Genomic DNA, 26,943 nt, shown 5'->3' on the forward strand with positions numbered 1-26,943 from the left:
AGCATGTCGTTACTTTCCTCACTCAGTTCGTTGCTCGACGCCATCGGGGACACCTCGTCCGGCGCATCGACGCCAGCGACATCCACGAGCCAGGACAACACGTCCGGCGTGAGCTTTGCGCAGACGCTGCAGCAGAACATCAACGCGCAGTCGCCCTCGGCCCAGCCCGCGCAGACGAGCCAGCAAACGCAGACGTCGCAATCGGCTCAATCGTCTCAATCGTCTCAATCGGCGGCGTCCGCGCAGTCGAGCGCCTCGGCTCACACCAGCGCCAACGCAGCCGCAGGCACACACGCAAACGCGACCCAGCATACGGCCAGCACGTCGAGCGGAACGACGCAGTCGTCGGGATCGGCGTCCGGCTCGCAAGGCGCGCAGCACGCATCGAACGGCGTCCGCCATCAGAACAGCGCGTCGAACGCCGATCAGACCCAGACCGACGCCGCGGGCGTGCAGGCCGCTGCCGCGGCCCTTCAGGCACAGGTTCAGGCGCAGATGCAGGCCCAGAGCCAGGCCGCAACGACCACGACCGACGCGACCTCCAGCGCCCAGACAAGCGCCGACGCCGCGCTGGCGAGCCTCGCAGCGACTGCCTCCGCCGCAGCGACGAGTGCGACTGCGACGGCCGGTTCGTCCGGCCAGAACGCAACGGATGGCAGCACATCGAGCGACCCGAAGTCAGCAGCCGAGGCGCTGCAGGCGGCGCTTGCCGCGGCACGCGGGGGTGCGTCCGCGTTGCCCGCACAGGTGGCGTCCACGGGCCAGGTGGGGACCACGTCCAACGCCGCGACGGCACGTGCCGCTTCCGAGTCGGGCAAGGTGAGCAGCTTCGCCGCGCACTTCGCCACCCACACCACGGGCAAGGGCGCAGCCGACGCCAGCGACAAGACGGCGACGTCGAGCATCACCGCAAACAACGGCACAACCACGAACACGGGCGACAGCGCCGCGGCCGCAGCCGCCGCGCAACAGGCGTCGGCGCAGACGGCCGCGGGCACCGCAAGCCAGAACAACGTGGACGCACTCGCGGCGACGCAAGCCGCATCCGCGGCAGCCGCACAGGCTCAGGCGGTGGCGCAGGCGCCGGCCGCAGCAGCATCGGCGGGGGCAAACGCAACGGCGATTTCGCAGCAGATCGGCACGCCCGACTGGGAAGACGCGCTGAGCCAGAAGGTCGTGTTCCTCTCGAACGCGCATCAGTCGACGGCCGAACTCACGCTGAACCCGAAAGACCTCGGCCCGCTCCAGGTCGTGCTCCAGGTCGCCGAGAACCACGCGCACGCCCTCTTCGTCTCGCAGCACCAGCAGGTGCGTGAGGCCGTCGAGGCGGCGCTGCCGAAGCTGCGCGAAGCGATGGAGCAGAACGGCATCGGCCTCGGCAGCGCCAGCGTGAGCGACGGCTTCGCGCGGCAGATGAACCAGCAAACGCAGCAGGAAGCGCGCAACAGCGGTTCGCGCACGACGAGCGGCAACACGGATAGCGATGCGGCGGACGATACCGCCATCGTCGCCACCACCGCTGGCGCAACCCAACGCAGCGTCGGTCTGATCGACACGTTTGCCTGAGCGGCAAACCGCACGACACACGACGCAGACGACGCAAACGGCGCACAAATACGGCGCACGAAACACGATGCACGAAGCGGCCCGCCACGCGCCCCGCTTCGTGTATCGACGCCGCCGCGCAGCCTCGCGCACGCCCACGCGCCCCGGAACGAAAGGCCGGAGCGCTGCGCGCGCCAGCGAAGCCGCACGACGCCTTACCGAAAGCTTTCCCTTGCTGCGCAACAAAAGCACGAGATAGCCGGAAATCCCCCTTCTATTCCTCACATCGCTGCAAGGCAAAAGCCAGAACAATGCAAGCTACCGGCATTAACGGCCCCTATGCACGCACAGCAGGCTAACAACCGACATGGCGACCACGACTGCAAACCAGCAACCCAATAGCGACAAATCCGGCCAGACGAAGCGGCTCCTTGTAATCGTCGCGATCGCAATCCTGGCCGCGGGCGCTGCCGCCGGCGGCATGTGGTTCTTCATGCAAGGCCGCACGGCCAGCGCGCCGGCCGCCCCCGGTGCTGCCGCTGCGATGGCCGCGCCATCGCCCGTGCCCGTCTATTTCGCGCTCGAGCCGATGACGGTGAACCTGCAGGCCGACGACGGCGAAACGCACTACCTGCGTATCGGCCTCACGCTGAAGCTCCCGAACCAGGCAACGCAGGACATGCTGCAGGAACACACGCCAGAGATCCGCAGCCGCGTGCTGCTCGCGCTTTCGAACAAGCATCCGGCCGATCTGTCCACGCTCGACGGCAAGCGCGCGCTCGCCACGGAGCTCGAAGTGCTGATTGGCCAGCCAACCGAACCGCGCGGCGTGCCCTTGCGCGTCGACGACGTGCTGTTCACCGAATTCGTCGTGCAGTGAGCGTCAACCCGATGACCCAACGCGCCTGTAAGCCACGCACGCCGCGACACTCGCGCGTGTGCCGCGTCCACTTCGGGGAGAGCCACGCATCATGAGCATGGGCCACAGCGAGTTCATGTCCCAGGAGGAGGTCGATGCCCTCCTCAAGGGCGTGACCGGTGAAGTCGACAGCGACTCGAACCAGGCCGACAGCAAGGGCGTCAGGCCCTACAACATCGCGACGCAGGAACGTATCGTTCGCGGCCGGATGCCCGGCCTCGAAATCATCAACGAGCGTTTCGCGCGCCTGATGCGCGTCGGCATTTTCAATTTCATGCGCCGCACCGCCGAGATTTCGGTGGGTCCGGTGCGCGTGCAGAAGTACAGCGAGTTCACCCGCAACCTGCCGATCCCGACGAACCTGAACCTCGTTCAGGTCAAGCCGCTGCGCGGCACGTCGCTGTTCGTGTTCGACCCGAACCTCGTGTTCTTCGTGGTCGACAACCTGTTCGGCGGCGACGGGCGCTTCCATACGCGCGTCGAAGGGCGTGACTTCACGCAGACCGAGCAGCGCATCATCGGGAAGCTGCTCAATCTCGTGTTCGAGCACTACACGACCGCATGGAAAAGCGTGCGGCCGCTGAATTTCGAATACGTGCGCTCCGAAATGCACACGCAATTCGCAAACGTTGCCACGCCTAACGAGATTGTGATCGTCACGCAGTTCTCGATCGAGTTCGGTCCGACGGGCGGCACGCTGCATATCTGCATGCCGTACTCGATGATCGAGCCGATGCGCGACGTGCTCGCCTCGCCGATCCAGGGCGACGTGCTCGACGTGGACCGCCGCTGGGTGCGCGTGCTCTCGCAGCAGGTGCAGGCCGCCGAGGTCGAACTCGTCGCCGATCTCGCGCAGGTCCCGGTCACGTTCGAGAAGATCCTGGACATGAGAAAGGGCGACGTGCTGCCGCTCAACATTCCCGAGCACATCGTCGCCAAGGTGGACGGCGTGCCGGTGATGGAATGCGGCTACGGAATTTTCAATGGTCAATACGCGTTGCGGGTCCAGCAGATGATCAGCGCAGCCGACACGATGAAGGAAAGTGGAGATGAGTGACGTGAACGGTACGCCCGGCGACGAGCCGGTGCTGGAGCCAGGCGCCGAAGCCGCCGCGCAGGCCGCCGAGGCTGCACAGCCCGGTGAGGAAGAGTCGCTCGACGACTGGGCAGCTGCGCTCGCCGAGCAGAACGGCAACGAATTGACGGCGGAGCCGGCCGCGACTGCGGGCGTGTTCCAGCCGCTCTCGAAGGTGACGCCGACCACCACGCGCAACGACATCGACCTGATCCTGGACATTCCTGTCCAGATGACCGTCGAACTCGGCCGCACCAAGATCGCGATCCGCAACCTGCTGCAGCTCGCACAGGGCTCGGTGGTGGAACTCGACGGCATGGCGGGCGAGCCGATGGACGTGCTCGTGAACGGCTGCCTCATCGCCCAGGGCGAAGTCGTGGTGGTCAACGACAAGTTCGGTATCCGCCTCACCGACATCATTACGCCAGCCGAGCGGATCCGGAAGCTCAACCGATGAATGTGCAGGATGGTCGCGGCGCGGCTCGCAGGGTTGCGCCGGTGATGGAACCGGCGAAGGCATTCGCGTCGTCGGCTGCGATCGTTTCGCTTTTCGCGACCCTCGCGATCTTCGCCGCGACGCCGCTCGCCGCTCGCGCAGCCGATCTCAACGCGATCAATCAGGCCGCTCTCGCGGCTTCCGGCGCGTCCGCCCCGGGCGCGACTGCGCTTGGCGCGGGCAGTGCCGTTCCGGCGCTCGGTTTCGGCGCCGTCATGCAAACCGTGTTCGGTCTCGCGATCGTGATCGGGCTGGTGTTCGGCTGCGCGTGGCTCGCGCGCCGGCTCGGCCTGCAAGGCGGGCCGCGCAACGCGCTCGTGAAGACGATCGGCGGCGCGTCGCTCGGCGGCAAGGAGCGCGTGGCCGTGGTCGAGATCGGCGATACCTGGCTCGTGCTCGGCGCGGCGCCCGGCAACGTGCGGCTCTTGCACACCATGCCCGCCGGCACCGTCCCCGATACGGCCCAGACCAGCGGCACCCCCGGCCCCGCCCTGCAGGGCAGCTTCGGACGACGCTTCCGTGACGCGCTGAAAGACGAAGCCGGTAAACGTTTCAGGCGTCACGCCGGCGGAGCGCAGTAAATGCAGAGCAGTTCCCGCAGTTCCACCTCAGCAGGGCGCGCCCGAATCCCGTCACTGGCGAAATCGGCCCTGCCCCTCGCCCTGACCTTCGGCGCCGCCGCGTTCGCGCTCGCGGTGCCGCATCTGGCGCACGCGCAGTCCGCGGGCCTGCCCGCCTTCACAGCAAGCCCCGGCGCGGGTGGCAGCACGACCTACACGCTGAGCGTGCAGACGATGCTGCTGCTCACGATGCTGTCGTTCTTGCCGGCGATGGTGCTGATGATGACGAGCTTCACGCGCATCATCATCGTGTTGTCGCTGCTGCGCCAGGCGATCGGCGCGACGACTTCGCCGCCGAACCAGGTGCTCGTCGGTCTTGCGCTCTTTCTCACGCTGTTCGTGATGTCGCCCACGCTCGACAAGGCGTACAACGACGGCTACAAGCCCTTCGCCGCCGGCACGCTGCCGATGGAGGACGCGGTCTCGCGCGGCGTCGCGCCGTTCAAGACTTTCATGCTGCGCCAGACGCGCGAATCGGATCTCGCGCTCTTTGCGCGCATTTCGCACGCCGCGCCGATGCAAGGTCCCGAGGACGTGCCGCTCACGCTGCTCGTGCCGTCGTTCATCACGAGCGAGCTGAAAACCGGCTTCCAGATCGGCTTCACAATCTTCATTCCGTTCGTCATCATCGACATGGTCGTGGCGAGCGTGCTGATGTCGATGGGTATGATGATGGTGTCGCCCATGACGATCTCATTGCCGTTCAAGCTGATGCTGTTCGTGCTCGTCGACGGCTGGCAACTCTTGCTCGGCTCGCTCGCGCAGAGCTTTGTCTAAGGAGAGACGCCTGTGACGCCCGAATCGGTCATGACGCTCGCCCACGAGGCGATGGTCGTCGCGCTCTTGCTCGCGGCACCGCTTCTGCTCGTGTCGCTTACCGTCGGTCTCGCGGTCAGCCTCTTCCAGGCGGCCACGCAGATCAACGAATCCACGCTCTCGTTCATCCCGAAGCTCATTGCGATCGCCGTTACGCTCGTGATCGCGGGCCCGTGGATGCTCACGACGCTGCTCGACTACATGCACCGCATGTTCACGAGCATTCCGCAGATCGCGGGCTAGGCGGCGCGCGCCGCCGCCCGCGTCCGCGTTCCCCACTGCGATGTTCACGGTCACCTACGCCCAGCTGAACGGCTGGCTCACCGCATTTCTGTGGCCGTTCACGCGCATTCTCGCGCTCATCGCGGCCGCGCCCATCCTCGGCCACCGCTCGCTGCCGACGCGCGTGAAGATCGGCCTCGCTGGGTTCACCACGCTGATCGTCGCGCCCACGCTCGGCGCCATGCCGCAGGCCACGGTGTTTTCGGCCGAGGGCGTCTGGATCCTCGCGAACCAGTTTCTGATCGGCATTGCGCTCGGTTTCGTCATGCAGCTGGTGTTCGCGATCGTGAGCACCGCGGGCGAACTCATGGGGCTCGGCATGGGCCTCGGCTTCGCCACCTTCTTCGATACGATGGCCGCAAGCAACCAGTCGGCAATCTCGAGCGTGCTCAACATGTTCGCGATGCTCGCGTTCCTCGTCTTCGACGGGCATCTGCAGATGATTGCGGCGCTCGTCGCGACGTTCCAGTCGGTGCCCATTTCCGCCAATGTGCTCGCGGCGCCGGGCTGGCGCATGCTGGCCGAGTGGGGATCGGTGATCTTCTCCTCGGGCATGCTGCTCGCGCTGCCGGTGGTCGTCGCGCTGCTCATCACCAACCTCTCGCTCGGCATCCTGAATCGCGCGGCACCGCAGATCGGTATTTTCCAGGTCGGCTTCGCGGTCACGGTGCTCGCCGGTCTGCTGCTCTCGATGCTGATGGTGCCGAACATGATTCCGTTTTTCGCGCGGCTGTTCGATAGCGGGATCGAGGAAATGGGCCGCGTGGCGGAAGCGCTGCGGCCACCGGGCTAAGCCGGGTCGAGCGCGGGGAAGGGAAACAAGGCGGGAAGTGTGCGCGGGAATCTGAAACTGAAACGCCCGCGCACAGCAGACAGCGCAGCGCGCATGCCGCGCGCCGCGCCCCTGAAGAGATCAGGGATTGAAGTACTGGAACAGCGACAGCGACTGGGTCTGCGCAAACACCTTCTGCGAGGCCGAAAGCGAACTCTGAACCTGCGTGTACTGGCTGATCGCCTTCGTCAGGTCGACGCTCGTGAGGGTCTGGAGGTTCGTCGTCACCTGCAGCGCGTTCGTCGACGTCACGGTCTGCACCGCCTGCAGTTCCTGCTCGCGTCCACCCACCGACGCATGGATCGTGACCACGTTGTCCAGCGAGTTGCTCATCTGGGCGAGTCCCGTCGACAGCGCGTTCTGCATCGTCGCCGTGGCCGTGGCGTTGTCCTGCGCCGGGTTGTTCAGCGCCGCGATCATGCTGTCGAGCGTGGCGAACACGTCGGTGTTCCCCGAGTTCGTCGCCGGCGTCACCGTGAACGAATCGCCTGCTGCCGGCGCGTCCGAGATCGCCACGTTCATACCGGTGCCGAGCGAAATATTCGCGCCGTCGGTATAGACAGTGCTCACAGGCGCGACAGGCGGGTTCGCCGAAGTATCCGTGACGGTTGCGTACATGGAGCCGCCGGCCTGCGACGCGCTGAACGAATCACCGGCGTTGGGCGTGCCCGAGATCGACGTGCTCAAACCGGAACCGAGCGCAATCGCCGCGCCGCTGGTATAGGGGGCGGTCACCGCCGCCACGGACGGGTCCGAAGTGTCCGTGACCGTGTAGTTCAGGACGCCAGCGACATTCGAGAACGAAATCGTGTAGTTGTCGTTGTTCGTGGACGCCGTCGTGTTCGTCACCGATACCGCGCCCAGCGCGCCGCTACCGGTGTTCGCCGGACTGGCGGGACCCGCCGTGAACGAAATCGAGTAGCTGTCGTTGTTCGTGGCCGCCGACTGGTTCGTGATCGTGACGCCGCCGATCGTGCCATTGCCGGTGTTGGCCGGATTGCCGGCCGGCACGGGCTGCGAGCCGAGCGACTGCACGCTCATGAACACCGACGCGCCCGTGTCGCTGACCGGAATATTGCGCGTGCCCGTCACCTGGACCGTGCGCTGGCCCGCGTCGCCGTTGTACGTGACGCCGCCGCCGGGGTTGTTCGTGAACACCTGAGTGGTGTTCTGGAAGCCCGAGAAAATCGAATTGCCCTGGCCGTCGGTCGTGTTGGCGAGCGACATCAGTTCGTTGCGGTAGCCCGACAGCTCCTTGGAGAGGGCTGCGCGGTCGGTGTCGTTCAGCGTCCCGCCCATCGCTTGCTGAATCAGCGAGTTGATGCTCTGCATCGTCGTCGTGACGCTCGTGAGCGTGGTGTCCTCGGTCTGGAGCGACGAGAGCGCCGAGGTCTGGTTCGACGAGTACTGCGTGAGCGTCGCGCTCGTGGCCGACAGCGTGACGGCCTGCGCCGCCCCAAGAGGATCGTCGGCGGGGTTCGAGATCGCCACGCCCGACGAGACTTGCTGTTCGAGCTGGAGCATCTGGGACTGCTGGTTCTCCATCGTCGCGACGCTGGAGGAATAAAGCTCGGAAGTTGCGATACGCATGGGTCAGCGCCTCACTGAAAAATGCCGATCAGGGTCTGGAACAGCGAGGCCGCGGTCTGGATCACCTTGCTGTTGGCCTGATAAAGCTGCTGGTACTGCATCAGTTTCGCCGCTTCTTCGTCCAGGTTCACGCCCTGGACCGATTGCTGCTGCGACGTGAGCTGCGTGACGAGCGACTGCTGCGACGTGCTCGACGCCTGAAGCAGCGTCGCCGTGTTGCCGATCGAGTTCACGTAGTTCGCGTAGGCGCTGGTCAGCGTGGTCGTGCCGTTGAGCACCGTGCTCGACGTGAGGTTCGAGATCGCGAGCGCATTGCGGCCGTCCTGCGAGCCGCTGGTGTTCGCCGCGATCGTGAACGTGTCGTTGTTCGCCGGCGCGCCGCTCATCGTGAAGCTGACGTTGGTCAGGCCGGTGGTGGTCGGACCGGTAACGCTGATCGTCGCGCCGGTGCTCGAATCGTAGTTCACGCTGGTGACCGCCGGCGGACCGGCCGACATCGTCGTCTGGACCGGTAGCTGGCCCGGCACGGTGACCGTGACGATGGCGTTGGCCGGGAAGCCCGAGAGCGTGCCGACGGTGCCCGTAGCAGGCGCGGTATAGGTGAGCGTGAGCGGCGTGGCCGGGACCGCATAGCCGGACGTGACCGTGCCCTGCGTGACGGTGGCCGTGCCCGCGTTCGACGTGCTGGCCGACACGAGCACCGGCGACGCCGCTGCGATGTCCGCCGGGTTGGTCGTTGCGACGGAGAAGCCGTTGAGCGCGCCCATCGTCGGTTCGATCGAGTACGTGTCGCCGCTGTTCATCGCGCCCGACGTCGCCGTGATCGAGAGACCGCCCGCCACGAACGGCGTGCCCGCGCTCGGCGCAGTCGTCGTCGTGCCGACGACCGTGCTCGTCGTTACGTCGGTCAGCGTGTACGTGCCGCCGTTATACGAGAGCGCGTAGTTGTCCGTGGTCGGCGTCGTCGGGTTGGTCAGCGTCACCGACAACGCCGCGTTGCCGGTGTTGTTCGCGTAGCCCGTGACGAGCGCCGAATTCACGTTGAAGAGCGCGGTGCCGGCCGCGCCCGCGAGGTTGATGCCCAGTGCGTTCTGGCCGTTGACCTGTGCCGCGAAGCTCGTCGCGATCGCACCGAGCTGCGCTTCGGCCGGATCGAGCGTCTGCGTCAGGAACGAGGTGAGACCGCCCAGCGTACCGCCCTGAATCGCGCCCGAGCCGAGTTGCTGGGGCGCTGCCGTCGTGCCGGGGAGGCCGGCCCACTCGACGGTCAGGTCGGCCGGATTGGTGTTCGACGGCGCGGTCGTGAGGTTGTAGCTCTGGGTGCTGACCACGAGCGGCTGGCCGTTGCCGAGGAACAGGCTGTAGCCGCCACTGTTCTGCACGACCTGCACACCGACCAGTTTCGAGAGGTTCGCCACCGTCTGGTCGCGCTGGTCCTCCAGTTGGAGCGGCTGTTGGCCCGACGAACTTGCGGCCGTGATCTGCGCGTTCAGTTGCGCGATCTGCTTCGAGTAGCTGTTGATCTGCGTGACCGCTTCGGTGATCTGCGTGTTCACGCTCGTACGCATTGAATCGTACTGCTGGCCGGCGGAATTGAGCTGGTCGGCGAGCGTTTGTGCATCGGAGAGCGCGGTCTGGCGCGTGGCGGTGTCGGCCGGCGCATTCGCGACATTCTGCAGTCCCGAGAAGAACCCCGAGATCGACGTGGCGATACCCGACGTCGGGCTGCCGACGAGATTCGCGAGCTGCTGCGCGAGGGTTTGCGAAGCGGTCAGCGAGCTGTTCGTGGACGTCGCGTTATTGAGCTGCGTCGTCAGATACTGGCTGTAGGCACGCTGGATCGTCGTCGTGCTGACGCCGTTGCCCAGATAGCCCGAGCCCATGTTTTGCCCGTTCGTCTCGGCGTAAACGGGCGATTCGACGGTATAACCCGCAGTCGTCGAGTTGCTGATGTTCTCGCTCGACGTTGCGATGCCGAGATTGGCTGCCTGCAAACCGCTCAAACCGATCGAGAAAATATTCGTGGTCATGCGTGATCCTCGTAAACGTCCCTCCGCCCATGGCGGCCGCGTGGGTGCACTCCCCCGTATAACGGCAGAACGTCGCGAAAATTGAGTATCTGGTTAAGTGGAAAACGTTTGGCGGGGAGGGTGTCGCGCTGCGCCGCACGCGCGGGGCAGTGCGAAGCAGGATGAGGCAGGGCGCGACACATCGCCCCGCCCTGCTGCACGGCGCAGGCGCGCGCGAGCGCCTGGTGGTGTCAGGCGCGCGCCAGCGCTTGGCGGTGTTATGCGCGCGCCAGCGCGCGACGCTTCATTTCGACCTGCGTGATATAGCGCTGCAGGCTGTTTTCGGTCGAGCCGGGCAACGACACGAAACGCATGCCGAGGTGATAGCGGCGCTCGCCGTTGGGCAGATCGATGAAGCGCACCGCGGCCAGCGCGAGATCGACGCGCAGCTTGCCGTAAGTGCGCAGATCGACTTCGACGTCCTCCAGCACCGCACCTGCGGGGAGCGCGCCCGCACGCGGGTCGGTCGTGCGCAAGCCGAGGCCGCCGAGCGAAACGTCGTGCACGTCGAACGCGAACGGCGAGCCGTCGGGCAGCGTACCGCGGCAGCGGCACGGATCGACCACGGGCGTGTCGACGCGAAAATACTCGCGGCGCTGCACGTAATAGAGCACATCGGGGAACGACGCGACAAACGCGGGGCGCCCTTCGAAGTCGGTGCGACGCGGGGTGCTCGTGCTGAACTCCACGCGCACGCCGTCCGGCGACGCAAGGAAGTGGCACTCCGGGCTTTCGAGCACGCGCTCGTTCTGCTCGGGGAGCGCGCCCCAGTCGAACACGAACGTATGCTCGCGCGTATTCACGGCGAGGATGCGGGTGACGAGCTGTCCGCTGCGGTGCTGGAGCGTCAGGAAGTCGCCGCGGTTGACGAGGTTGCGCAATTGCACACCCACCTCGAGCGGATTGCGTCGAGCGAATTCGGGGGTATCTTCCCCGTCTTCCGCCTGCTCCTGTTGATTCGTCTGAACGGTATTCATCGGCCTGCCGGTATTTCGTGGACGTGCCGGCGCGCGTGAGACGGACATAACGCGCGCCGTCCGGGCGGCACACGCCGCCCCTAGTACTTATCCATCTCGTCTGCATTAGCGGCAGACCAGCGGGAAAGTTTAGGGGCGCGCCGTAAAAATATTCCGGGCGAGCACCGCCCGCCGCTGTTCTGCGGGCGATGACACGGATGTTGTGGATGTAGCGGATGTGGCGGTTCAGTCGCGAACGGCCGTGTTGCGCGTGCCGTTCTCAGGTCATGCGCTGCATGATCGTCATGAGCTTCTTCGCGTAGTGCGGATCGGTGGCATAGCCCGCCCGCTGCATGCCCTGCGCGAATCCTTCGGCGCTGTGCGAGCCGTTGATGACCATCGCGTAACGCGGGTTGCTCTTGAGCAGGTTCGCGTAGTCGGTCATCGCGTCCTCATACGAATCGTAGGCGCGGAACTTCTCCACGACGTGACGCGGCTCGCCGTTCACGTATTCGGTCGTGACCGTCGAGACGGTCTTGCCCTTCCAGTCCTTCGATGCCTTGATGCCGAAGACGTTGTGGCTGGACGAACCGTCCGCCTTGCGGATCTCGCGCTTGCCCCAACCCGATTCGAGCGCGGCCTGACCGATGATGAAGCGCGCCGGGATGCCCGTGCTCGCGCTCGTCTGTTGCGCGGAGTTCGCGAGTTTGTCGACGAACGCCTGTGCATCGGCGTCACCGTTGTCGCGCAGTGCAGGCATGAGCGCGCCGTTCGCGCCATAGCCCTTGCCGTTCGTCAGCGTGCCGTTCGCGGATGCATTGCCATAGGCGCGGCTGAGCGCGCTCAGCATCGCCTGGTTGCCGGCGTTGCCGCTCGCGCCCGAGCCCGCAAGGCCCGACAGCGCGTTGGCGATGCCGCCCGTGCCCTGGGCGCCCGGGGTACCATCGGCGCCTTGTGCTGCCTCGCCGCCCATGCTGCGCATGAGCTGCTTGAGCATCGCGTTCGCGAGGCCGATGCCCTTGTTCGACATCTGCTGCGAAAGCTGCTGGTCGAGCATCGACTGGAACTGGTCGCCGTCGTGCGAGTCGAGCGGGCCATCGTTGGGCGTCGCGTCGCGCATGCTCTTGAGCATCATCTGCGTGAACACCGCGTCGAACTGCTTGGCCGCCATCTTCACGCCCTGCTGCGGCGATGCATTTGCAGCAGCACGCATCGCGTCGAAGCCCTGGACGTCGAGCGCGAAGCGGTTTGTGATGTCGAGGCTGTTGCCGATCTTCGAGTTGTCCATCGGGTTGCTCATCGTACAGTCCTTAGATGATTTCGAGGTCGGCGCGCAATGCGCCCGCCGCCTTCATCGCCTGCAGGATCGACATGAGATCCGCCGGCGTCGCGCCGAGCGCGTTGAGCGCCTTCACGACTTCGGCGAGATTGGCGCCCGCCGTCACGAGTTTCAGCGATCCGTTGTCCTGCTTCATCTGGATCTGCGACTGGCGCGCCGCCACAGTGGTGCCGTTCGAGAACGCGCCAGGCTGGCTCACTACCGTCTGCGTGTTCACGACGACGGAGAGGTTGCCGTGCGCGACCGCGCAGCTCTGCAACGTCACCATCTGGTTCATCACGATCGAGCCCGTGCGCGCGTTGAGGATCACCTTCGCCGCCGCCTGGGCCGGGCGCACATCGAGGTTCTGGATCTGCGCGATGAAGCCGACCTGCGCCCCCGGATCGGCCGGCCCGTGGACCTGGATCGTGCGGCCGTCGAGCGGTGTGGCCGTGCCAGGACCGAACATGTTGTTGACCGCCGCCACGATGCGCTGCGTCGTGTCGTAGTCCATATCGTTGACTTCCATCTGCAGCATGCCGCTTTGCTGCGCGACCGTCGTCGGCACTGAGCGCTCGATGATCGCGCCGCCCGAGATGCGTCCCGCGGCGAGCTGGTTCACCTGCACGCGGCTGCCGTTGGCCGACGCGCCCGCGCCGCCCACCGCCACGTTGCCCTGCGCGAGCGCATACACCTGGCCGTCCGCGCCCTTGAGCGGCGTGAGCAGCAGCGTGCCGCCGCGAATGCTCTTGGCGTTCGCGAGCGACGACACGGTGATGTCGATCGCCTCGCCGGGACGTGCGAACGGCGGCAGCGTCGCCGTGACCATCACGGCGGCGACGTTCTTGAGCTGCATGTTCGTGAGCGGCGACGTGGTGCTGTTCGCGCTCGACGTGTTGTTGATCGAGATGCCGAGGTTCGCGAGCATGTTCGCGAGCGTCTGCGTCGTGAACGGCGCCTGGGTGGTCTGGTCGCCGGTGCCGTCGAGGCCCACGACGAGGCCGTAGCCGATGAGCGGGTTGTCGCGCACGCCCTGGAACGCGACGAGGTCCTTCACGCGTTCGGCGTGCGCCGGGTTGGCGAACGTGAGCAGCGCCGCGCCCGCGAACAGGCAGCCGAGCACCACACCGAGCGCGGCGAGCGCATCTTTCACGCGCGTGCGGCGCGCCTGTTTAAAGCGGATCTTCACCATGGCGCGATGTTCAGGAAAAAGCGTTGCAGCCAGCCCATGGTCTCGGCCTCGTTGATGACGCCCTTGGCCGAGTATTCGATACGCGCATCGGCGACATCGGTGGACAGCACGGAGTTGTCTCCGGCAACGGTGTTCGGATTGACGACGCCCGAGAAACGCACGTACTCGTTACCCTGGTTGATGAGCATCTGCTTCTCGCCCGACACGAGAAGATTGCCGTTGGGCAGCACGTTCGTCACGGTCACGGTGATCACGCCGTTGAACGTGTTCGAGGCGTTGGCGCCGCCCGTGGCGTCAAACTGGTTCGCGCCGTTCGCGGTCAGATTCATGCGCGAGAACAGGCCCGGCGCGAAACTCGCGACCGGCACGGCAAAACTTGTGCTGCCGCCGCGCTTGGTGTTCGCACCGGAGGACTTCTGCGCGTTGATGTTTTCCGCGATCACGATCGTCAGGATGTCGCCGGTATTGCGCGGACGCTGATCTTCGAAGAGAGGACGTCCCGCATAGCCGGGATTGAAGATCGAGCCAGGCGAGGAGTTGACGGGCGGTGGCGGCGGCACGGCCGTCATCGGCTGCTGCGTGATCGGCTTGTGTTCGGGGAAATACGCGCAGCCGCCAAGCGCGAGCAGGCCGGCGAGCGCCGTCGTGGCCACAAGGGCCGCCGCGCGCGTGCGATGTTTGATTCGTCCGGCCATGCTGGTCACCGCCTCAATTCCGTGCCTGATTTAAACCTGCATCTGCGTGAGCGTCTGCAACATCTGATCCGACGTATTGACGGCCTTGCTGTTGATTTCGTACGCGCGCTGGGTCTGGATCATGTTGACGAGCTCCTGCACCACGTTCACGTTCGACGCTTCGATGTAGCCCTGGTTGAGCGTGCCCGAGCCGTTCAGGCCCGGCGTCGTGATCGTGGGCGCACCCGACGAAGCCGTTTCCGACACCAGGTTCTCACCGTTCGACTGCAGGCCGGCCGGGTTGATGAACATCGCGAGCTGCAGCGAACCGATCGTCGTGGTGGCGCTCGATCCGGCCGTCGTGACCGTGACCACGCCGTCGCTGCCGACGGTCAGCGAGGTGGCGTTCGCGGGCACCGTGATCTGCGGGATCACCGGATAACCGCTCGCCGTCACAAGCTGGCCCTGCGCGTTGGTCTGGAACGAGCCGTCACGCGTGTACTGGGTCGTGCCGTCCGGCATCTGAACCTGGAAGAAGCCCGCGCCGTTGATGGCGAGGTCCTTCGAGTTGCCGGTCTGCTGCAGGTTGCCCTGCGTGTACAGGCGTTCGGTCGCGATCTGCTGCACGCCGGTGCCGATCTGGCTGCCCGAAGGCAGTTCGGTTTGCTGCGTGGAGTTCGCGCCCGGCTGACGCAGCGTCTGGTACATCAGGTCCTCGAACACGGCGCGCGAGCCCTTGAAGCCGGTGGTGCTCACGTTCGCGAGGTTGTTCGAGATCACGTCCATCTGCGCCTGCTGCGCGTTCATGCCGGTAGCGGCGATGTAGAGCGATCGGTTCATGCTGTTTCTCTCCCCGTTGGCCCGGCGCGTGGCGCGAGCCTTCTATGCTTAGGTGAACTGGAGCAGCTGGTTGGCTGTCTGGTCGTTCTGGTCGGCGGTCTGCAGGAGCTTCGTCTGCATCTGGAACTGGCGCGCGTTCGTGATCATCGAGACCATCGCCGCCACCGGATTCACGTTGCTGCCTTCGATCGCTTCCGTGGCGATCTGCACGGTCGGGTCCGCATCGGCGGGGTTGCCGTCGGCGGTGCGGAACAGGCCGTCGTCGCTGCGCGTCAGCGTGCCCGCGGGCGGATTGACGAACTTGATCTGGTCGATCATCGCGATCGCGACGGGCTGGCTGCCCGGCGCGATGGCCGACACCGTGCCGTCCGAGCCGATCGTCACCGCCGAGCCCGGCGGAACCGCGATCGGACCGCCGGTGCCGATCACCTGGAGGTTGTTCGCGGTGACGAGCTGACCGTTCTCGTCGACGTGCAGATTGCCCGCGCGCGTGTACGCCTCGTTGCCGTCGGCGCCCTGCACGGCGATGAAGCCCTGGCCCTGAATGGCGATGTCGAGCGGGTTACCGGTCTTCGAGATCGCGCCGGGCGTCATGTCCGAACCGGGCGTCGCCGACAGCACAAACGTGCGCGTCGTGTGATCGTCGACCGTCGAGCCGTCGCCAAACGCCATCGGGACGTCGCGGAAGTTGGCAAGCTGTGCGCGAAAGCCCGTGGTCGAAACGTTCGCGAGATTGTTCGCGACGACGGCCTGCTGTTCGAGCGACTGAGTCGCGCCCGACATTGCGGTGTAGATCAAACGGTCCATGATTCGCCCGGAGTCTCAAGTGCCTGTTAGTTGGCTTACATCTGGAGCAGCGACTGGTCGACGGTCTGCTGCGTCTTGATCGTCTGCGCGTTCGCCTGGTAGTTGCGCTGCGCGGTGATCAGATCGACGAGCTGGTTCGTGAGGTCGACGTTCGACTGCTCCAGCGCGCCGCCCTGCAGCGTGCCGTGGTTCGTGCTGCCCGGCGTCGAGACCTGCGCGACGCCCGACTGGATCGTCTGCTCGAACTGGTTGCCGCCGAGGTTCACGAGACCGTTCGGATTGTTGAACGTCGCGAGCACGATCTGGCCGAGCGCCATGGTCTGGCCGTTCGAGTAGTTGCCGGTGATCGTGCCGTCCGTGCCGATCGAGAAGTTCGAGAGCGTGCCGCTCGCGTAACCGTCCTGCGCGAGGTTGTTCACGCCGCTCGCGCCGCCGTACTGGGTCGTGCCCGTGAAGTTGATGTTGACGAATGTTGGGCCTGCGCCGTCGGTCGGGGTCAGCGCGAGATTGAAACTGCCGGTACCCGGCCCCGCCGCGGGGGCGCCATTGAGGACAGCCGCGGCTTGAGCCGCTGCGTTCGGGTTCGTGGCCGAAATCTGGCCTGACGAGTTGAACTGGATCTGTCCAAGGTCTGTCGTCGTGCCGTTCGCCGTGGCGTACGCTTCGGTCGTCCCGACGGCATTCTGCACGAAGTACATATTGACCTGCTCCGTCCCGCCGAGCGAGTCGTAGGCCGTGATCGAGGTCGAGTAGTTGTAGCTGGTCGGATCGGCCGGATTGAACACCGGGTTGGTCGGCGCCGTGGCCTGCGCATTCAGGTTCACCTGCGCAGTGATGCTCGACGTCTGCTGCGGCGCGATGTTGGTGGTCGGCACCTTCAGCGCCACCGTCTGCGCCGTGTTGACGATACCGTTCGCGCCCGCCGCGTAACCCATCAGCTCGTTGCCGGCGGCATCGACGATGTAGCCGTTCTTGTCGAGGTTGAACACGCCGTTGCGCGTGTACGTGATGGTGCCGTTGTTCGACATCTGGTAGAAGCCGTTGCCGTTGATCGCCACGTCGAGCGCCTGGCCCGTCGTGTTGATCGTCCCCTGCGAGAAGTTCTGCTGAACTTCCGACAACGACGCGCCCAGGCCGATCTGCATGTTGACCGCAGTCGCGACCGAGTTCGCGTAAACGTCCGCGAACTGCGCCGTGCTCGACTTGAAGCCCACGGTGTTCGCATTCGCGATGTTATTACCGACCACGTCGAGGTCGTTCGACGCTGCGGCGAGGCCGCTCAAACCTTGCTGGTAGCCCATGTCTATCTACTCCGCGAAATGTCTATGTCTTGATCAGAGGATGCCGGCCACGCTCGAAAGCGGGACGGTGCTGCCGTTCGCAAGCGAGAGGCCCGCGGTGCCGTTCGACTGCTGCATCACGGCCTGCACCTTGCTCGCGACGAGCGCCGTGCCCGTGCCGGCCGCGCCGTTGACCGTGGCCGAAACGCTGAGCGAATAGGTGCCGTCGGGAAGCGTATTGCCCGAAGAATCGACGGGGTTCCAGGTGACCGGCACGGTGCCCGCCGACTGCGGCCCGAGGTCGATCGAACCGACGATCTTGCCCGACGAGTTGGTGATCTGTACCTTCACGTCCGAGGCCGCCGTGGCCATCTGGACGCCGAGTTGCGGCGCCGAGCCGCTCGACACTGCCACGCTGTTGCCCGGGGCGAGCACGGTCGAGCCGATCAGGAGCGCGGCCTGCGCGTTCTGGCCTGCGGAGAGCTGCGTCGAAAGCGACGTCAGCGACGTGTTGAGCTGGCTGATGCCCGACACCGTGTTGATCTGCGCCAGCTGCGAGGTCATCTGCGAGCTGTCCATCGGATTGGTCGGATCCTGGTTCTGCAACTGCGCGACGAGCAGCTGCAGGAACGTGGTCTGCAGGTTGGCCGCGCTCGTGCTGCTCGTGCTGCTCGACGAACTGGACGAAGCGGAGTTCGTACCGTTCATCGTGTCGAGCAACTGCTGCGACATGGTGGCGGTGCTGCCGCCGATGGTGGTGTTCGTAGTCAACGCGTTCTCCTCGGATGCGTTTCTTGTGCCGCTGCGTCGTGTGGCCTGGCGTAACGTTTGCCTGGTCGCGCGGCCTTAAAGGCGTTCAGATACCCGCTCAGGTGCCGATCGTCAGTGTCTTGAGCATCAGCGTCTTGGCGGTGTTCAGCGTCTCGACGTTGGCCTGGTACGAGCGCGACGCCGAGATCATGTTCACCATCTCCTGCACCGGATCGACGTTGGGCATCGTCACGTAGCCATCGGAGTTCGCTGCCGGGTTAGTCGGGTCGTAGGTCATCTTCATCGGCGTCGGATCGTCGACGATGCCCGTCACCTTCACGCCGCCCACCTGCTGACCCGAGCGCGTGTGTGCGCCGCCGAGCGGGTCAACCGCGAACACGACCTGCTTGGCCTTGTACGGCTGGCCGTCCGGCCCCGTGGTCGAATCGGCGTTGGCGAGATTGGACGCCGTCACGTTCAGACGCTGCGACTCGGCCGTCATGGCGGAGCCGGCAACGCCGAAAATGTTCATCAGGTTTGGCATGGTTTCATTGACCTCACGGAATGCGAACTCGTCTTTCTGCCTGCTGCTTGCTGCTGCCTGCTAACTGCCCTGCTAGCTCGTATCGTGGCGCGGGCCTTAGCTCGAACCCGACGTGATCGCCGAGAGCATCGTCTTGATCTGTTGCGAAAGCACCGTCATGCCCGACTCGAAGTGCAGCGAGTTGTCGGCGAACTGCACGCGCTCGGTGTCGAGATCGACCGTGTTGCCGTCGAGCGCGGGCTGCGTCGGGTTGCGATACATCAGCGGGCTCTGGTACTGCTGGGTCGGGCCGCCCGTCGGCGTCAGCCTCGCGTTGCCCATCATGTGGCCGGATTCCGTGGCCGCCATCGTCATTCCGCTCGTCACGCCCGCCGGGGCCGACATCGCGAGCGGCACGCCGTTGCTGCCGCCCATCGACGCCGTTCCGCCCGTGCCTGAACTGCCACCCGTGCCGCCTGCGGCTGCCATGCCGATCGTCGCGGACGAGCCGGTCACGCCGGAGACGCCCGCTGCGGTCGTCGCTCCGGCATGCCGGAGCGCGCCAGCCAGCGACGACGCGAAGTCCACGTCGCGCGCCTGATAGCCGGGCGTATCGGCGTTCGCGATGTTCGCGGATATCAGCGCCTGGCGAGTGGCGCGCACGTCGAGCGCTTCGCGGCCGAACGCGAATTCGGCGTCGAGTTTGTCCAGCATCGTGCGTTCTCCGTTACACGAAATGAGGTGCCCAGGGTGCGCAAAACATGCGCAGACCTTTTCGCATGGAGGGGAATATTAGGGGCGGCTGACAAGTTCCAATCGAACGAATAGCCGGGAAAGCGCCCCTCTATTCGTCGTTACCGACCGGGGTTCGCCGCCTAGAATCCGATACGTGTCAATGCATTAGATGGAGAACGACGATGCCGCAGACTGCCTCTTCCCGCACGCCGGATAACGGCGCGGGCCGGCGCTCGCGCGGCGTTTTGTCCCGTCTCGCCGCCGCGCCCGTGAGCGGCAATGCGGTTGCCTCGCGCGGTACGCGCTTCGCGGTGTGGCTCGGCGGCCCCTTGCTCGCGTTGTGCTGCGGCCTTGCAGGCAGCGGCGCGCTCGCGCAGACGCCCGGCGGCCAGATCTATATTGCAGGCCCGAGCGGCCAGAACGGCGCCGAGGCGGCGCAGATGAGCTCGATGCTCGATGCCCGAGGTCACAGCGCAGCAACTGCGCCTGCCGTTGCGGGCGCGACGCCGCTTGCACCGACACCCGCGCCCAGCGACGATGCGCAAAGCGGCATGATCACCATTCCCGGCCCGGGCGAACGTACGGCCGGCTCATCGCAGGCCAGCGCGCCCAACATCGTCACGATTCCCGCACCCGGCACCCCGGCGACGCCCGCCGCCCTCGCACGCAACGGCGCGCCCGCGCTGCCGCGCGTGAGTGTGGGCACGGGCGCGAACCGCGTCGTGCCGGTTGTCGCTGGCTCGTCGCCTGCGGCCACGCCCAACACTGCCGCCGATAACGCCGCGCTCAGCGCCGCCAATGCGCGCGCAAATGTCATCCAGCGCTACGCCGCCGCAGCAGCAGCAAACGCGAAGGCAAACACAGCGCAGAACAGCGCTGGCGCGCAAGTGCCGCAGGGCCAGCAAGACGGCGAGTCGGTCCATGCGGCCGCGCTCGCGTTCCTGCAGCAGCAGTCGGCCGGCCTGCCTGGCCACGTCACGGTCACCGTCTCGCCGGCATTCCCGCGCGGCCTCGCCGCCTGCACCCAGCTCGAAACGTTCATGCCGCCCGGCGCGCAGACGTGGGGTCGCACGACCGTGGGCGTGCGCTGTGTCGGCGCGAAGCCGTGGACGCTCTACGTCGCCGCGCGCGTCGCCGTGGACATCACCTACTACACCGCCGCGCGCCAGATCGAACCCGGCCAGATGCTCTCCGCCGCCGATCTCGTGCCGCGCCAGGGCGATCTCGCGACCCTGCCGCGCACGGTCATCACCGATACGTCGCAAGCCGCCGGCGCGCTCGCGCTGCTGCGCATCTCGGCGGGCCTGCCGCTGCGCACCGACATGCTGCGCAGCGCGTCGTCCGTGGTTTCGGGACAGACCGTCAAGGTGATCGCCGAGGGCACCAACTTCACGATCTCCGCGGAAGGCAGCGCGCTCAACACCGCCGCACCGGGACAGCAAGTGCGCGTGCGCACGGAAGGGGGGCAGATCATCACGGGCGTCGTAAAGGATGCGGGGACGGTGCAGGTCCAGATATGAATGTGGGACTGTGCACGTAACGGCATGTAACGTTTGGACTTTCGCGCTAAAGTTCGGGCCGGCACTTGCCGATATCACGATCAAATCGATCAGGAAGCCCCATCGTGAAAGTTGACTCCACCAGCCGCAATGGCGCGCGCTCGCTTCAAGCCGACGTGACGCGCACACAGCAAGGCGATTCCGCCGGCGCCACGAGTGCCGGTGGCACGACTTCGGCCGCGACCACCGCTTCGAGCAGCACCGGCAGCGACGCCAACGTGAGCCTGTCTTCGCTCTCGTCGACGCTGCGCTCGCTCGCGGCCAGCGGCTCTGCCGACATCGACGTGGCCCACGTCGAGTCGATCAAGGACGCGATCCGCAACGGTACGCTGCAAATCGACACCGGCAAGATCGCGGACGGCGTGCTGGAAACCGCGCGCAACCTGCTCAAACCGTCGTCGGGGAACTGAAGGCGCACCCGCCACTGACTTTTTTCGTTGAACCATGAAAGACACCTTGCTAGCCACGCTGATCGATGAGCACGCTGCGGTTGAGGCGTTCGCCTCGCTGCTCGCCGTCGAACAGAAGGCGCTCACGAGCCTGGACGGCATGAACACCCTGCCGCAGATCGTCGAGCAGAAGACGGTGCTCACGCAGCGTCTCGCGGGGCTCGAAAAAGCACGCGATGCCCAGTTGGCCGGGCTTGGTCTGCCGGCTGGACGCAAGGGGATTGAGATGGCTTGCGAAAACGACCAGCGACTCGCGGGGCAGTGGGAACTGCTCAAGGGTTCGACTGAGCGTGCACGACGCGCGAATATTACGGTCGGGATGATGATTCGCACGCGCATGGACCATAACCGGCGGTCGCTGTCGATTTTGCGTGGCGATACTGGGAATAGCGGGCCGTCACTCTATGGGCCGGATGGGCGGTTGCCTGCGTTCGGGCTATAAAGCCGCGCTGTGCGAATAAAAAAAGCCGAAGCGTTTTGCGCTTCGGCTTTTTTTGTTTTTCGCGGATTTCCGGGGAGACCGTTTGCGGTCGGGCTGTAGTCGGCGAGAAGCAGTCATTTCCGGCCCAATGCGCCACGCTTGCGAGTTCGTCCTTTGGAGCGATCGTCCAGTCGGAAGGATTGCGCATGTATATTGGCGGAGCTCTATCACCTGCTCGGAATACTGTGATGCCTGACCCAGAATACGACGAAATAATGGTGCATTATTTAGCGGACATCGAAAAACAGTCCCGGAAACGGCTGGCCGAAGCATCTGATTTGATTGCGAAGTTCACGGCTCTGGCCGCATCCAAGGGCGTGAGCCTCAACGCCGAGTCATTTGAGTATGTCCAGACCACCGGCATCGTTGCCAAGGCGAAGGGCATCGCAAGAACGCTACTGGGACCAGTAAGGACGGAGCGTGACGGACTGCTGCCATTCGACGAGATCGCGCGCCGATTTCCTCCCAGCTCCCAATACGAAGGATGCTTTGCCGGACCCGACTTTATCTTGATGGCCGACCCCTGCTACCGGCGCGGAATGCACGCAGTCAACAACTGGGCCCCGAGGTTTATAGACCTGTTCTGGCAGTTCGACAGCCCTGGCATAGAGAAATACATTGCCCTCGACGAAGACCGGGTCCGGATCGACGTCGACGGGCTGGGCTACTTCGAGGCTGACACCTGGTACGGCGCTCCCTTTGACGAGGACATCCGAAATATCAAACCCGGAACCGTCAAGCTACGGCCACCCCTTGATCTCGAATCCCGGCATGTCTCTTTCTTCTTCGCCAACGCTTACTGTCTAGACATCAAGTGGAGTGAGTCGGATGGCATCAAGTCATTTCAGGCCCTGGAAATGAAGACGGAGGACATTCGGATCGAGATAGAGGGGCAGTACTACTTCCCCGCCCGCTACCTGCACGCCGAGTTCGATCTCGCTGCCAACTGTTTTAGGCACTTCGACGGCGCGATCCAGCTTTTCACGGAAGAAGAGTATTTCCATAGACGGGATTCCGACTTCAACATGACGATGAAGACCGCTGCGCACATCAAGGCTAGATCGCGCAAAGTCTTCAAGATCAACGGCCCACTGAAAACGGAAAACTGGGTTGAGTTCTGCTGTCACTTCTATACAGCCAATCCACTGACTTTCGAGTACTTCAGCGGTAAATATCCGAAGCACGTCACTGAGATCCTCGAAAGGATCAGGGGCCGCGCATCGTAACTCGCCGACAAGGCCTGATCTTTCTGCTGAGTGAGTTTGCGGCGAAGGCCCGTAACGGTTCGAACAGAGCCCTTCCCTGAAAATCTGCGAAGAACCGTTTTTCAGGCCTCGCTCAGCCGCGCAACAGTCTCAACGCGGAGCCATCACCGCACATCAACACCCACTCAATTCTGATTCTCCGCACCAGCCCAAGCCATCTCCCGCAACCGCGTCCTCAGCCTTGCAACAGCCTGGCTATGCAACTGACACACACGCGACTCACTCACCTCCATCACCGCACCAATCTCCCGCAAATTCATCCCGCGCTCGTAATAGAGCGACATCAGCAGCTTCTCGCGCTCGGGCAGACGGTCAATCGATTCAACCAGCGCACCGCGCAGACTATCGTCAAGCAGCGCCGAAAGCGGGTCCGTGTGATCGACGCAGTAACGGTCGAGAAACGGCTCGTCCTCTGCAGAACGATCGAAGTCTTCGTAGTAGATGAGCTGGCTGCCGTGCAGGTCCTGCAGCATCGACTGGTACTCATCGAGCGGCATGTTCAGGTGAACGGCGACCTCCGTTTCGCTAGCAGCGCGCCCGAGCCGCTGCTCGACCTGATGCACGGCCATCTCCACTTCGCGCGACGTGCGGCGCAGGCTGCGCGGCAGCCAGTCGTTGCTGCGCAGCTCGTCGAGCATCGCCCCGCGAATGCGCTGGCTCGCGTAGGTCTCGAATTGCGCGCCCTGGTCTTCCTTGTAGCGGTTGGCCGCGTCGAGCAGGCCGATCATGCCGGCCTGGATCAAATCGTCGAGGTCGACGCTGGCAGGCATCTTGGCGACGAGCTGCAGTCCCAGACGCCGCACTAGCGGCGCGTATCTCGCCAGCACGTCGGCCTGCGAGATTTTTCCTTGAGCGTTGTACATCATGCTCTCCTGCTTCTCGTGTCCCCTGTGACCCCGATGCGCCGCTTCACGCGTGCTGTGTCGAGGACCGCTGTACGGGTAAGTCAGCCCGCCAGCCCGTATGGGCGGGCGCGCTTGCGGATTGGTCGCCTGTAACGGAGGAAACAAATGCGTCAGCGCGGTCCGCGTCGGTGTCGCCGGACAGGCGTGACGCGCCCGGCAAACGCGACGACAGCGCCGGGCGCATCGGCCAGTGCGGCAGATCCGCGGCGAGGCGACGGAAGTCGCGTGCGGAGAGCGCCGACGGAAACGCATCGACGACGCAGCGCCCCAGCTTCTGCGCGCGCGCCATGTGCGTTTCGGCCGCGATGCAGCCGGCCGATTCCAGCGAAACGTTCAGATAGCGGCTCGCCACACCGACGAGGTTCTCGAGCGTAGTCTCGGCATCGGCGACGCTCGCCACGTGGTTCGCGAGCACACGGAACTGCCCGATCGCATGCGCGAAATGCAGACGCTTCAGGCACGCATACGTGTCGGTGATCGACTGCGCGGCGACGCGCATCACGACCAGCACGTCGTGTGCGTGCACGGCGAGCGATGACAGGGCGCCGTCGGCGTCGAGCTGAGTGTCGATCAACACGACGTCGGCGGGCCCCGCCAGCAGTTTCTGCAATTGCTCATCCGAGTACTGCGCGCGGGTTTCGGCGGAAACGACCAGCACGCCGAAACCGAGTGCGTGCTGCCCCGCCGCGTCGGCAAGCTCCATCTCCCCGCGCATGAGGGCCGCGAAGTTGGCGGCGCCGCGCACCGTCCCGAGCGTCGCGCACACCGACTGCGCGCCCGGACACTCGTCGATCACGAGCACGTCCTTGCCCTGTGCCGTGAGCGCGGCGGCGAGATTGACGACGGTGGTGGTGCGGCCTGGCGACCCTGGGCCACCCGTCACGGCGACCACGCGCGAGCCTTCCCGCGCGAGCAGCCGTCGCAATCCTTCGGCCTGGTCGATGACGAATTTATCCAAACCGGACCTCGGGGGCCTGCGACCCTGTGCGAGTCGACAGCGCCGAGAGCAGAGCCGGAATGTCGTCCTCGTGCGGCACGAACGGCGAGTCTTCGCGCGGCACGCAGAACGCGCTTCGAACCAGGAAGCGGCGCTGGGCCACGTAAAGGTTCTCGGGCACTTTCTGGCCCGTCGAGACGTAGTAGACCGGCAGCTTGTAGCGCAGCACGGTGTCGAGCGCGCCGCCAAGGTTCGTCGCCTCATCGAGCTTGGTGAGGACGCAACCGGCGAGCGGCGCCTTGTCGGGTGCGCTCTGGTAGGCCTGCACGACTTCGTTGAGCGTGTCGCCGTGGTTCGTCGCCGAGAGCACGAGCAGACGCTGCACGGGACGGCCCGCGCCGCACAGCATCGCAATCTGGTCGGTCACGGCGCGATCGCGCTGGCTCATGCCGATCGTGTCGATCAGCACGATGTGCTTGTTCTTGAGTTCGTTGAGCGCGAGTTGCAGGTCCGCGCCGTCGCGCACCGCGTGCACCGAAACGCCGAGGATCTTGCCGAAGATGCGCAGTTGCTCGTGGCCGCCGATACGGTAGCTGTCGGTGGTGAGGAGCGCCACGCGGCTCGCGCCGAAACGCATCACGCAGCGCGCGGCGAGCTTCGCGGTGGTGGTCGTCTTGCCGACGCCCGTCGGCCCCATCAGCGCGAACACGCCGCCGCGCTCCATGAGGGCCTCTTCGTCATCGAGGACCGGCAGGTTCGATTCGAGCACCGAATGGATCCACTCCATGCCGGCCTCTTCGGTTTCGACTGCGGGCAGGCGGTTGATCACCATCTTCACGAGCTGCGCCGAGAAACCGGCCGCGAACATCTGCTTCGTGAGCGAACCCTGGATCGGGCTGCGTCGCTGACGATCGCCCCACACGAGGCCCGCGAACTGCTCTTCCATCATCCCGCGTATCGACGCGAGTTCGCTCATCACCGTTTCGTTGACCACCTGCTCCACGCGAGCGCGGATCGCTTCGCTCATGGTCTGCGGCGTGTCACTCGATGCGGCCGCGTCGGCGGAAAGACCAAGACGCTGCGCGGCACGGCGGGCGGCCACATCAGCGGCTTCGCGCGCCCAGTCGGGTGTCATGGCTTCGACGTCGGGCGACAGCACGGGATCGGCGGGCTTGCCGAAACCCCTCGCCATGGCCGCCGACGGCGTGAGGCCCGCCACGCGCGCGGCTTCCTGCTCACCGACGATGCGGCGAGCGTGATCGATCAGCCAGGGATTCGATTCGGCCATCGTGCGCGGCTGCGCTGCGGCGGACGGTTCGGTGTACGACGACCGCGCCGCCTGTTCGAGCAGCGCAGCGGCTTCGTATGGCGACATCGGATTCGGCACGTCACGCGACGACAGCGGCGCAAGTGGTGCCAGCGGCGGCTTCATCATCGACGGCTGTGCTGCGCCGGTCATCGCGCCATTCGTGGCGTTGCCGGCCGAAGTCGACGCGCTGCGCGGCGCAGCCGGAGGGGTCGAAGCGAGGGAAACCGAGACATCGGCGTCATCGTTATCGCCGCTATCGTCGGTATGGCTGGCGATTCCCGGTGCATCCGCATAGGCGGACGGAGCGCCCGGCGTGCCGCCCACTTCCGGGCTCGCGCCGAACACCGACGAAAACAGATCCGGCATGCCGCTCGCGTAGGGGTTTGCTGCGGAGCCAGCACCGGCCGCCTTCGGGCGTGCGCGCGTCTTCGCGTCCGCGGGAAGACCTGCGGACGCGGCGGCGTCGGCGGGTGCGATCGCAGCGAGGTCGCGGTCAGCGAGCGCAACGATTTCGACGCTGCCGTCATCCAGCGTGCGATTCGACAGCACGACGGCGTCCGCGCCCAATGCTTCGCGTACAAGGCGCAGCGCGTCGCGGCTGTTGCCGCCGATGAATTTCCGAATGTTCAAGCTGACCCTCCCGATGAGGTAAGCGGCATGCGCGCCGCCGTCTTCGTGCTGCTGGCCGTGCGATCCGGGCGGTGCGCCAACGTTGTCGC

At 65.4% G+C, this 26,943-nt stretch carries 27 protein-coding genes; 12 read left to right on the top strand and 15 right to left on the bottom strand.

Annotation, left to right across the window (positions count from 1 at the left end; translation table 11 throughout):
- Positions 1-3 precede the first annotated feature (3 nt).
- The 8 genes from D1Y85_RS12570 to fliR all read left to right on the top strand — a co-directional run bounded on the left by D1Y85_RS12570 (position 4) and on the right by fliR (position 6,546).
- Positions 4-1,566, top strand: coding sequence for a flagellar hook-length control protein FliK (locus D1Y85_RS12570; RefSeq protein ID WP_124151393.1), 1,563 nt, complete (start codon positions 4-6; stop codon positions 1,564-1,566).
- A 346-nt stretch (positions 1,567-1,912) separates the two neighbouring features.
- A complete protein-coding gene (gene fliL / locus D1Y85_RS12575; protein WP_124151394.1) occupies positions 1,913-2,425 on the top strand; it encodes a flagellar basal body-associated protein FliL in 513 nt (170 codons plus the stop codon).
- A 97-nt stretch (positions 2,426-2,522) separates the two neighbouring features.
- Positions 2,523-3,521: a flagellar motor switch protein FliM gene (gene fliM / locus D1Y85_RS12580; RefSeq protein WP_124151550.1), complete on the top strand. Its 999-nt coding sequence runs from the start codon at positions 2,523-2,525 to the stop codon at positions 3,519-3,521.
- On the top strand, positions 3,514-3,996 hold the full coding sequence (fliN, locus tag D1Y85_RS12585; RefSeq protein WP_124151395.1) for a flagellar motor switch protein FliN: 483 nt from the start codon (positions 3,514-3,516) through the stop codon (positions 3,994-3,996). Before fliM ends, fliN begins: the two co-directional genes overlap by 8 nt.
- Positions 3,993-4,616 (top strand): flagellar biosynthetic protein FliO, encoded by a 624-nt coding sequence (fliO, locus tag D1Y85_RS12590; protein WP_425466927.1) that lies wholly within the window; start codon positions 3,993-3,995, stop codon positions 4,614-4,616. The genes fliN and fliO overlap by 4 nt, the downstream gene beginning before the upstream one ends.
- Positions 4,617-5,432, top strand: a complete 816-nt coding sequence (fliP, locus tag D1Y85_RS12595; RefSeq protein ID WP_124151396.1) for a flagellar type III secretion system pore protein FliP — start codon at positions 4,617-4,619, stop codon at positions 5,430-5,432.
- 12 nt (positions 5,433-5,444) lie between these two features.
- Positions 5,445-5,714 (top strand): flagellar biosynthesis protein FliQ, encoded by a 270-nt coding sequence (gene fliQ / locus D1Y85_RS12600; protein ID WP_124151397.1) that lies wholly within the window; start codon positions 5,445-5,447, stop codon positions 5,712-5,714.
- 40 nt (positions 5,715-5,754) lie between these two features.
- Positions 5,755-6,546, top strand: coding sequence for a flagellar biosynthetic protein FliR (gene fliR / locus D1Y85_RS12605; RefSeq protein WP_124151398.1), 792 nt, complete (start codon positions 5,755-5,757; stop codon positions 6,544-6,546).
- Between the two features lie 120 nt (positions 6,547-6,666).
- Here the strand turns inward: fliR and flgL are convergent, their stop codons facing one another.
- From flgL to D1Y85_RS12665, 12 genes are all read right to left on the bottom strand, one after another.
- The gene (flgL, locus tag D1Y85_RS12610) at positions 6,667-8,175 is read right to left on the bottom strand and encodes a flagellar hook-associated protein FlgL (RefSeq protein ID WP_124151399.1); all 1,509 of its coding nucleotides are present in this window, start codon (positions 8,173-8,175) and stop codon (positions 6,667-6,669) included.
- 11 nt (positions 8,176-8,186) lie between these two features.
- Positions 8,187-10,205 carry a flagellar hook-associated protein FlgK gene (gene flgK / locus D1Y85_RS12615; protein WP_124151400.1) on the bottom strand — a complete coding sequence of 673 codons (2,019 nt, stop codon included), beginning with the start codon at positions 10,203-10,205 and terminating at the stop codon, positions 8,187-8,189.
- 257 nt (positions 10,206-10,462) lie between these two features.
- The gene (locus D1Y85_RS12620) at positions 10,463-11,221 is read right to left on the bottom strand and encodes a flagellar brake protein (protein WP_124151401.1); all 759 of its coding nucleotides are present in this window, start codon (positions 11,219-11,221) and stop codon (positions 10,463-10,465) included.
- 259 nt (positions 11,222-11,480) lie between these two features.
- A complete protein-coding gene (gene flgJ / locus D1Y85_RS12625) occupies positions 11,481-12,500 on the bottom strand; it encodes a flagellar assembly peptidoglycan hydrolase FlgJ (RefSeq protein WP_124151402.1) in 1,020 nt (339 codons plus the stop codon).
- A gap of 10 nt (positions 12,501-12,510) precedes the next feature.
- Positions 12,511-13,710, bottom strand: a complete 1,200-nt coding sequence (locus tag D1Y85_RS12630; RefSeq protein ID WP_124151403.1) for a flagellar basal body P-ring protein FlgI — start codon at positions 13,708-13,710, stop codon at positions 12,511-12,513.
- Positions 13,704-14,405, bottom strand: a complete 702-nt coding sequence (locus D1Y85_RS12635; protein WP_124151404.1) for a flagellar basal body L-ring protein FlgH — start codon at positions 14,403-14,405, stop codon at positions 13,704-13,706. Before D1Y85_RS12635 ends, D1Y85_RS12630 begins: the two co-directional genes overlap by 7 nt.
- 30 nt (positions 14,406-14,435) lie before the next feature.
- Positions 14,436-15,224, bottom strand: a complete 789-nt coding sequence (gene flgG, locus D1Y85_RS12640; protein WP_124151405.1) for a flagellar basal-body rod protein FlgG — start codon at positions 15,222-15,224, stop codon at positions 14,436-14,438.
- Positions 15,225-15,272: 48 nt separating this feature from the next.
- Positions 15,273-16,031, bottom strand: coding sequence for a flagellar basal-body rod protein FlgF (gene flgF / locus D1Y85_RS12645; RefSeq protein ID WP_124151406.1), 759 nt, complete (start codon positions 16,029-16,031; stop codon positions 15,273-15,275).
- A gap of 35 nt (positions 16,032-16,066) precedes the next feature.
- Positions 16,067-17,332 carry a flagellar hook protein FlgE gene (gene flgE, locus D1Y85_RS12650; RefSeq protein WP_124151407.1) on the bottom strand — a complete coding sequence of 422 codons (1,266 nt, stop codon included), beginning with the start codon at positions 17,330-17,332 and terminating at the stop codon, positions 16,067-16,069.
- Positions 17,333-17,365: 33 nt separating this feature from the next.
- Positions 17,366-18,082, bottom strand: a complete 717-nt coding sequence (locus tag D1Y85_RS12655; RefSeq protein ID WP_124151408.1) for a flagellar hook assembly protein FlgD — start codon at positions 18,080-18,082, stop codon at positions 17,366-17,368.
- Positions 18,083-18,179: 97 nt separating this feature from the next.
- Entirely contained in the window at positions 18,180-18,605 is a 426-nt protein-coding gene (flgC, locus tag D1Y85_RS12660) for a flagellar basal body rod protein FlgC (protein WP_124151409.1), read from the bottom strand.
- A 96-nt stretch (positions 18,606-18,701) separates the two neighbouring features.
- Positions 18,702-19,298, bottom strand: coding sequence for a flagellar basal body protein (locus D1Y85_RS12665; protein ID WP_124151410.1), 597 nt, complete (start codon positions 19,296-19,298; stop codon positions 18,702-18,704).
- A gap of 203 nt (positions 19,299-19,501) precedes the next feature.
- On the opposite strand from D1Y85_RS12665, the gene flgA reads away from it, so the two are divergent.
- From flgA to D1Y85_RS12685, 4 genes are all read left to right on the top strand, one after another.
- Positions 19,502-20,839: a flagellar basal body P-ring formation chaperone FlgA gene (gene flgA / locus D1Y85_RS12670; RefSeq protein WP_124151411.1), complete on the top strand. Its 1,338-nt coding sequence runs from the start codon at positions 19,502-19,504 to the stop codon at positions 20,837-20,839.
- A 104-nt stretch (positions 20,840-20,943) separates the two neighbouring features.
- Positions 20,944-21,288 (top strand): flagellar biosynthesis anti-sigma factor FlgM, encoded by a 345-nt coding sequence (flgM, locus tag D1Y85_RS12675; protein ID WP_124151412.1) that lies wholly within the window; start codon positions 20,944-20,946, stop codon positions 21,286-21,288.
- Positions 21,289-21,322: 34 nt separating this feature from the next.
- Positions 21,323-21,769: a flagella synthesis protein FlgN gene (locus D1Y85_RS12680; RefSeq protein ID WP_124151413.1), complete on the top strand. Its 447-nt coding sequence runs from the start codon at positions 21,323-21,325 to the stop codon at positions 21,767-21,769.
- A gap of 227 nt (positions 21,770-21,996) precedes the next feature.
- Positions 21,997-23,034, top strand: a complete 1,038-nt coding sequence (locus tag D1Y85_RS12685) for a hypothetical protein (RefSeq protein WP_124151414.1) — start codon at positions 21,997-21,999, stop codon at positions 23,032-23,034.
- A 164-nt stretch (positions 23,035-23,198) separates the two neighbouring features.
- On the opposite strand, the gene D1Y85_RS12690 is transcribed toward D1Y85_RS12685, so the two are convergent.
- From D1Y85_RS12690 to flhF, 3 genes are read right to left on the bottom strand one after another with little or no spacing between them, the layout of a single operon-like run.
- Positions 23,199-23,936 carry an RNA polymerase sigma factor FliA gene (locus D1Y85_RS12690; protein WP_124151415.1) on the bottom strand — a complete coding sequence of 246 codons (738 nt, stop codon included), beginning with the start codon at positions 23,934-23,936 and terminating at the stop codon, positions 23,199-23,201.
- Positions 23,937-23,982: 46 nt separating this feature from the next.
- Positions 23,983-24,936: a MinD/ParA family ATP-binding protein gene (locus D1Y85_RS12695; RefSeq protein ID WP_124151416.1), complete on the bottom strand. Its 954-nt coding sequence runs from the start codon at positions 24,934-24,936 to the stop codon at positions 23,983-23,985.
- Positions 24,929-26,854: a flagellar biosynthesis GTPase FlhF gene (gene flhF, locus D1Y85_RS12700; RefSeq protein ID WP_124151417.1), complete on the bottom strand. Its 1,926-nt coding sequence runs from the start codon at positions 26,852-26,854 to the stop codon at positions 24,929-24,931. Before flhF ends, D1Y85_RS12695 begins: the two co-directional genes overlap by 8 nt.
- Positions 26,855-26,943 lie beyond the last annotated feature (89 nt).

Origin of the sequence: Paraburkholderia dinghuensis (genome assembly GCF_003837865.1) — a bacterium.
GTDB classification, from domain to species: Bacteria; Pseudomonadota; Gammaproteobacteria; order Burkholderiales; family Burkholderiaceae; genus Paraburkholderia; species Paraburkholderia dinghuensis.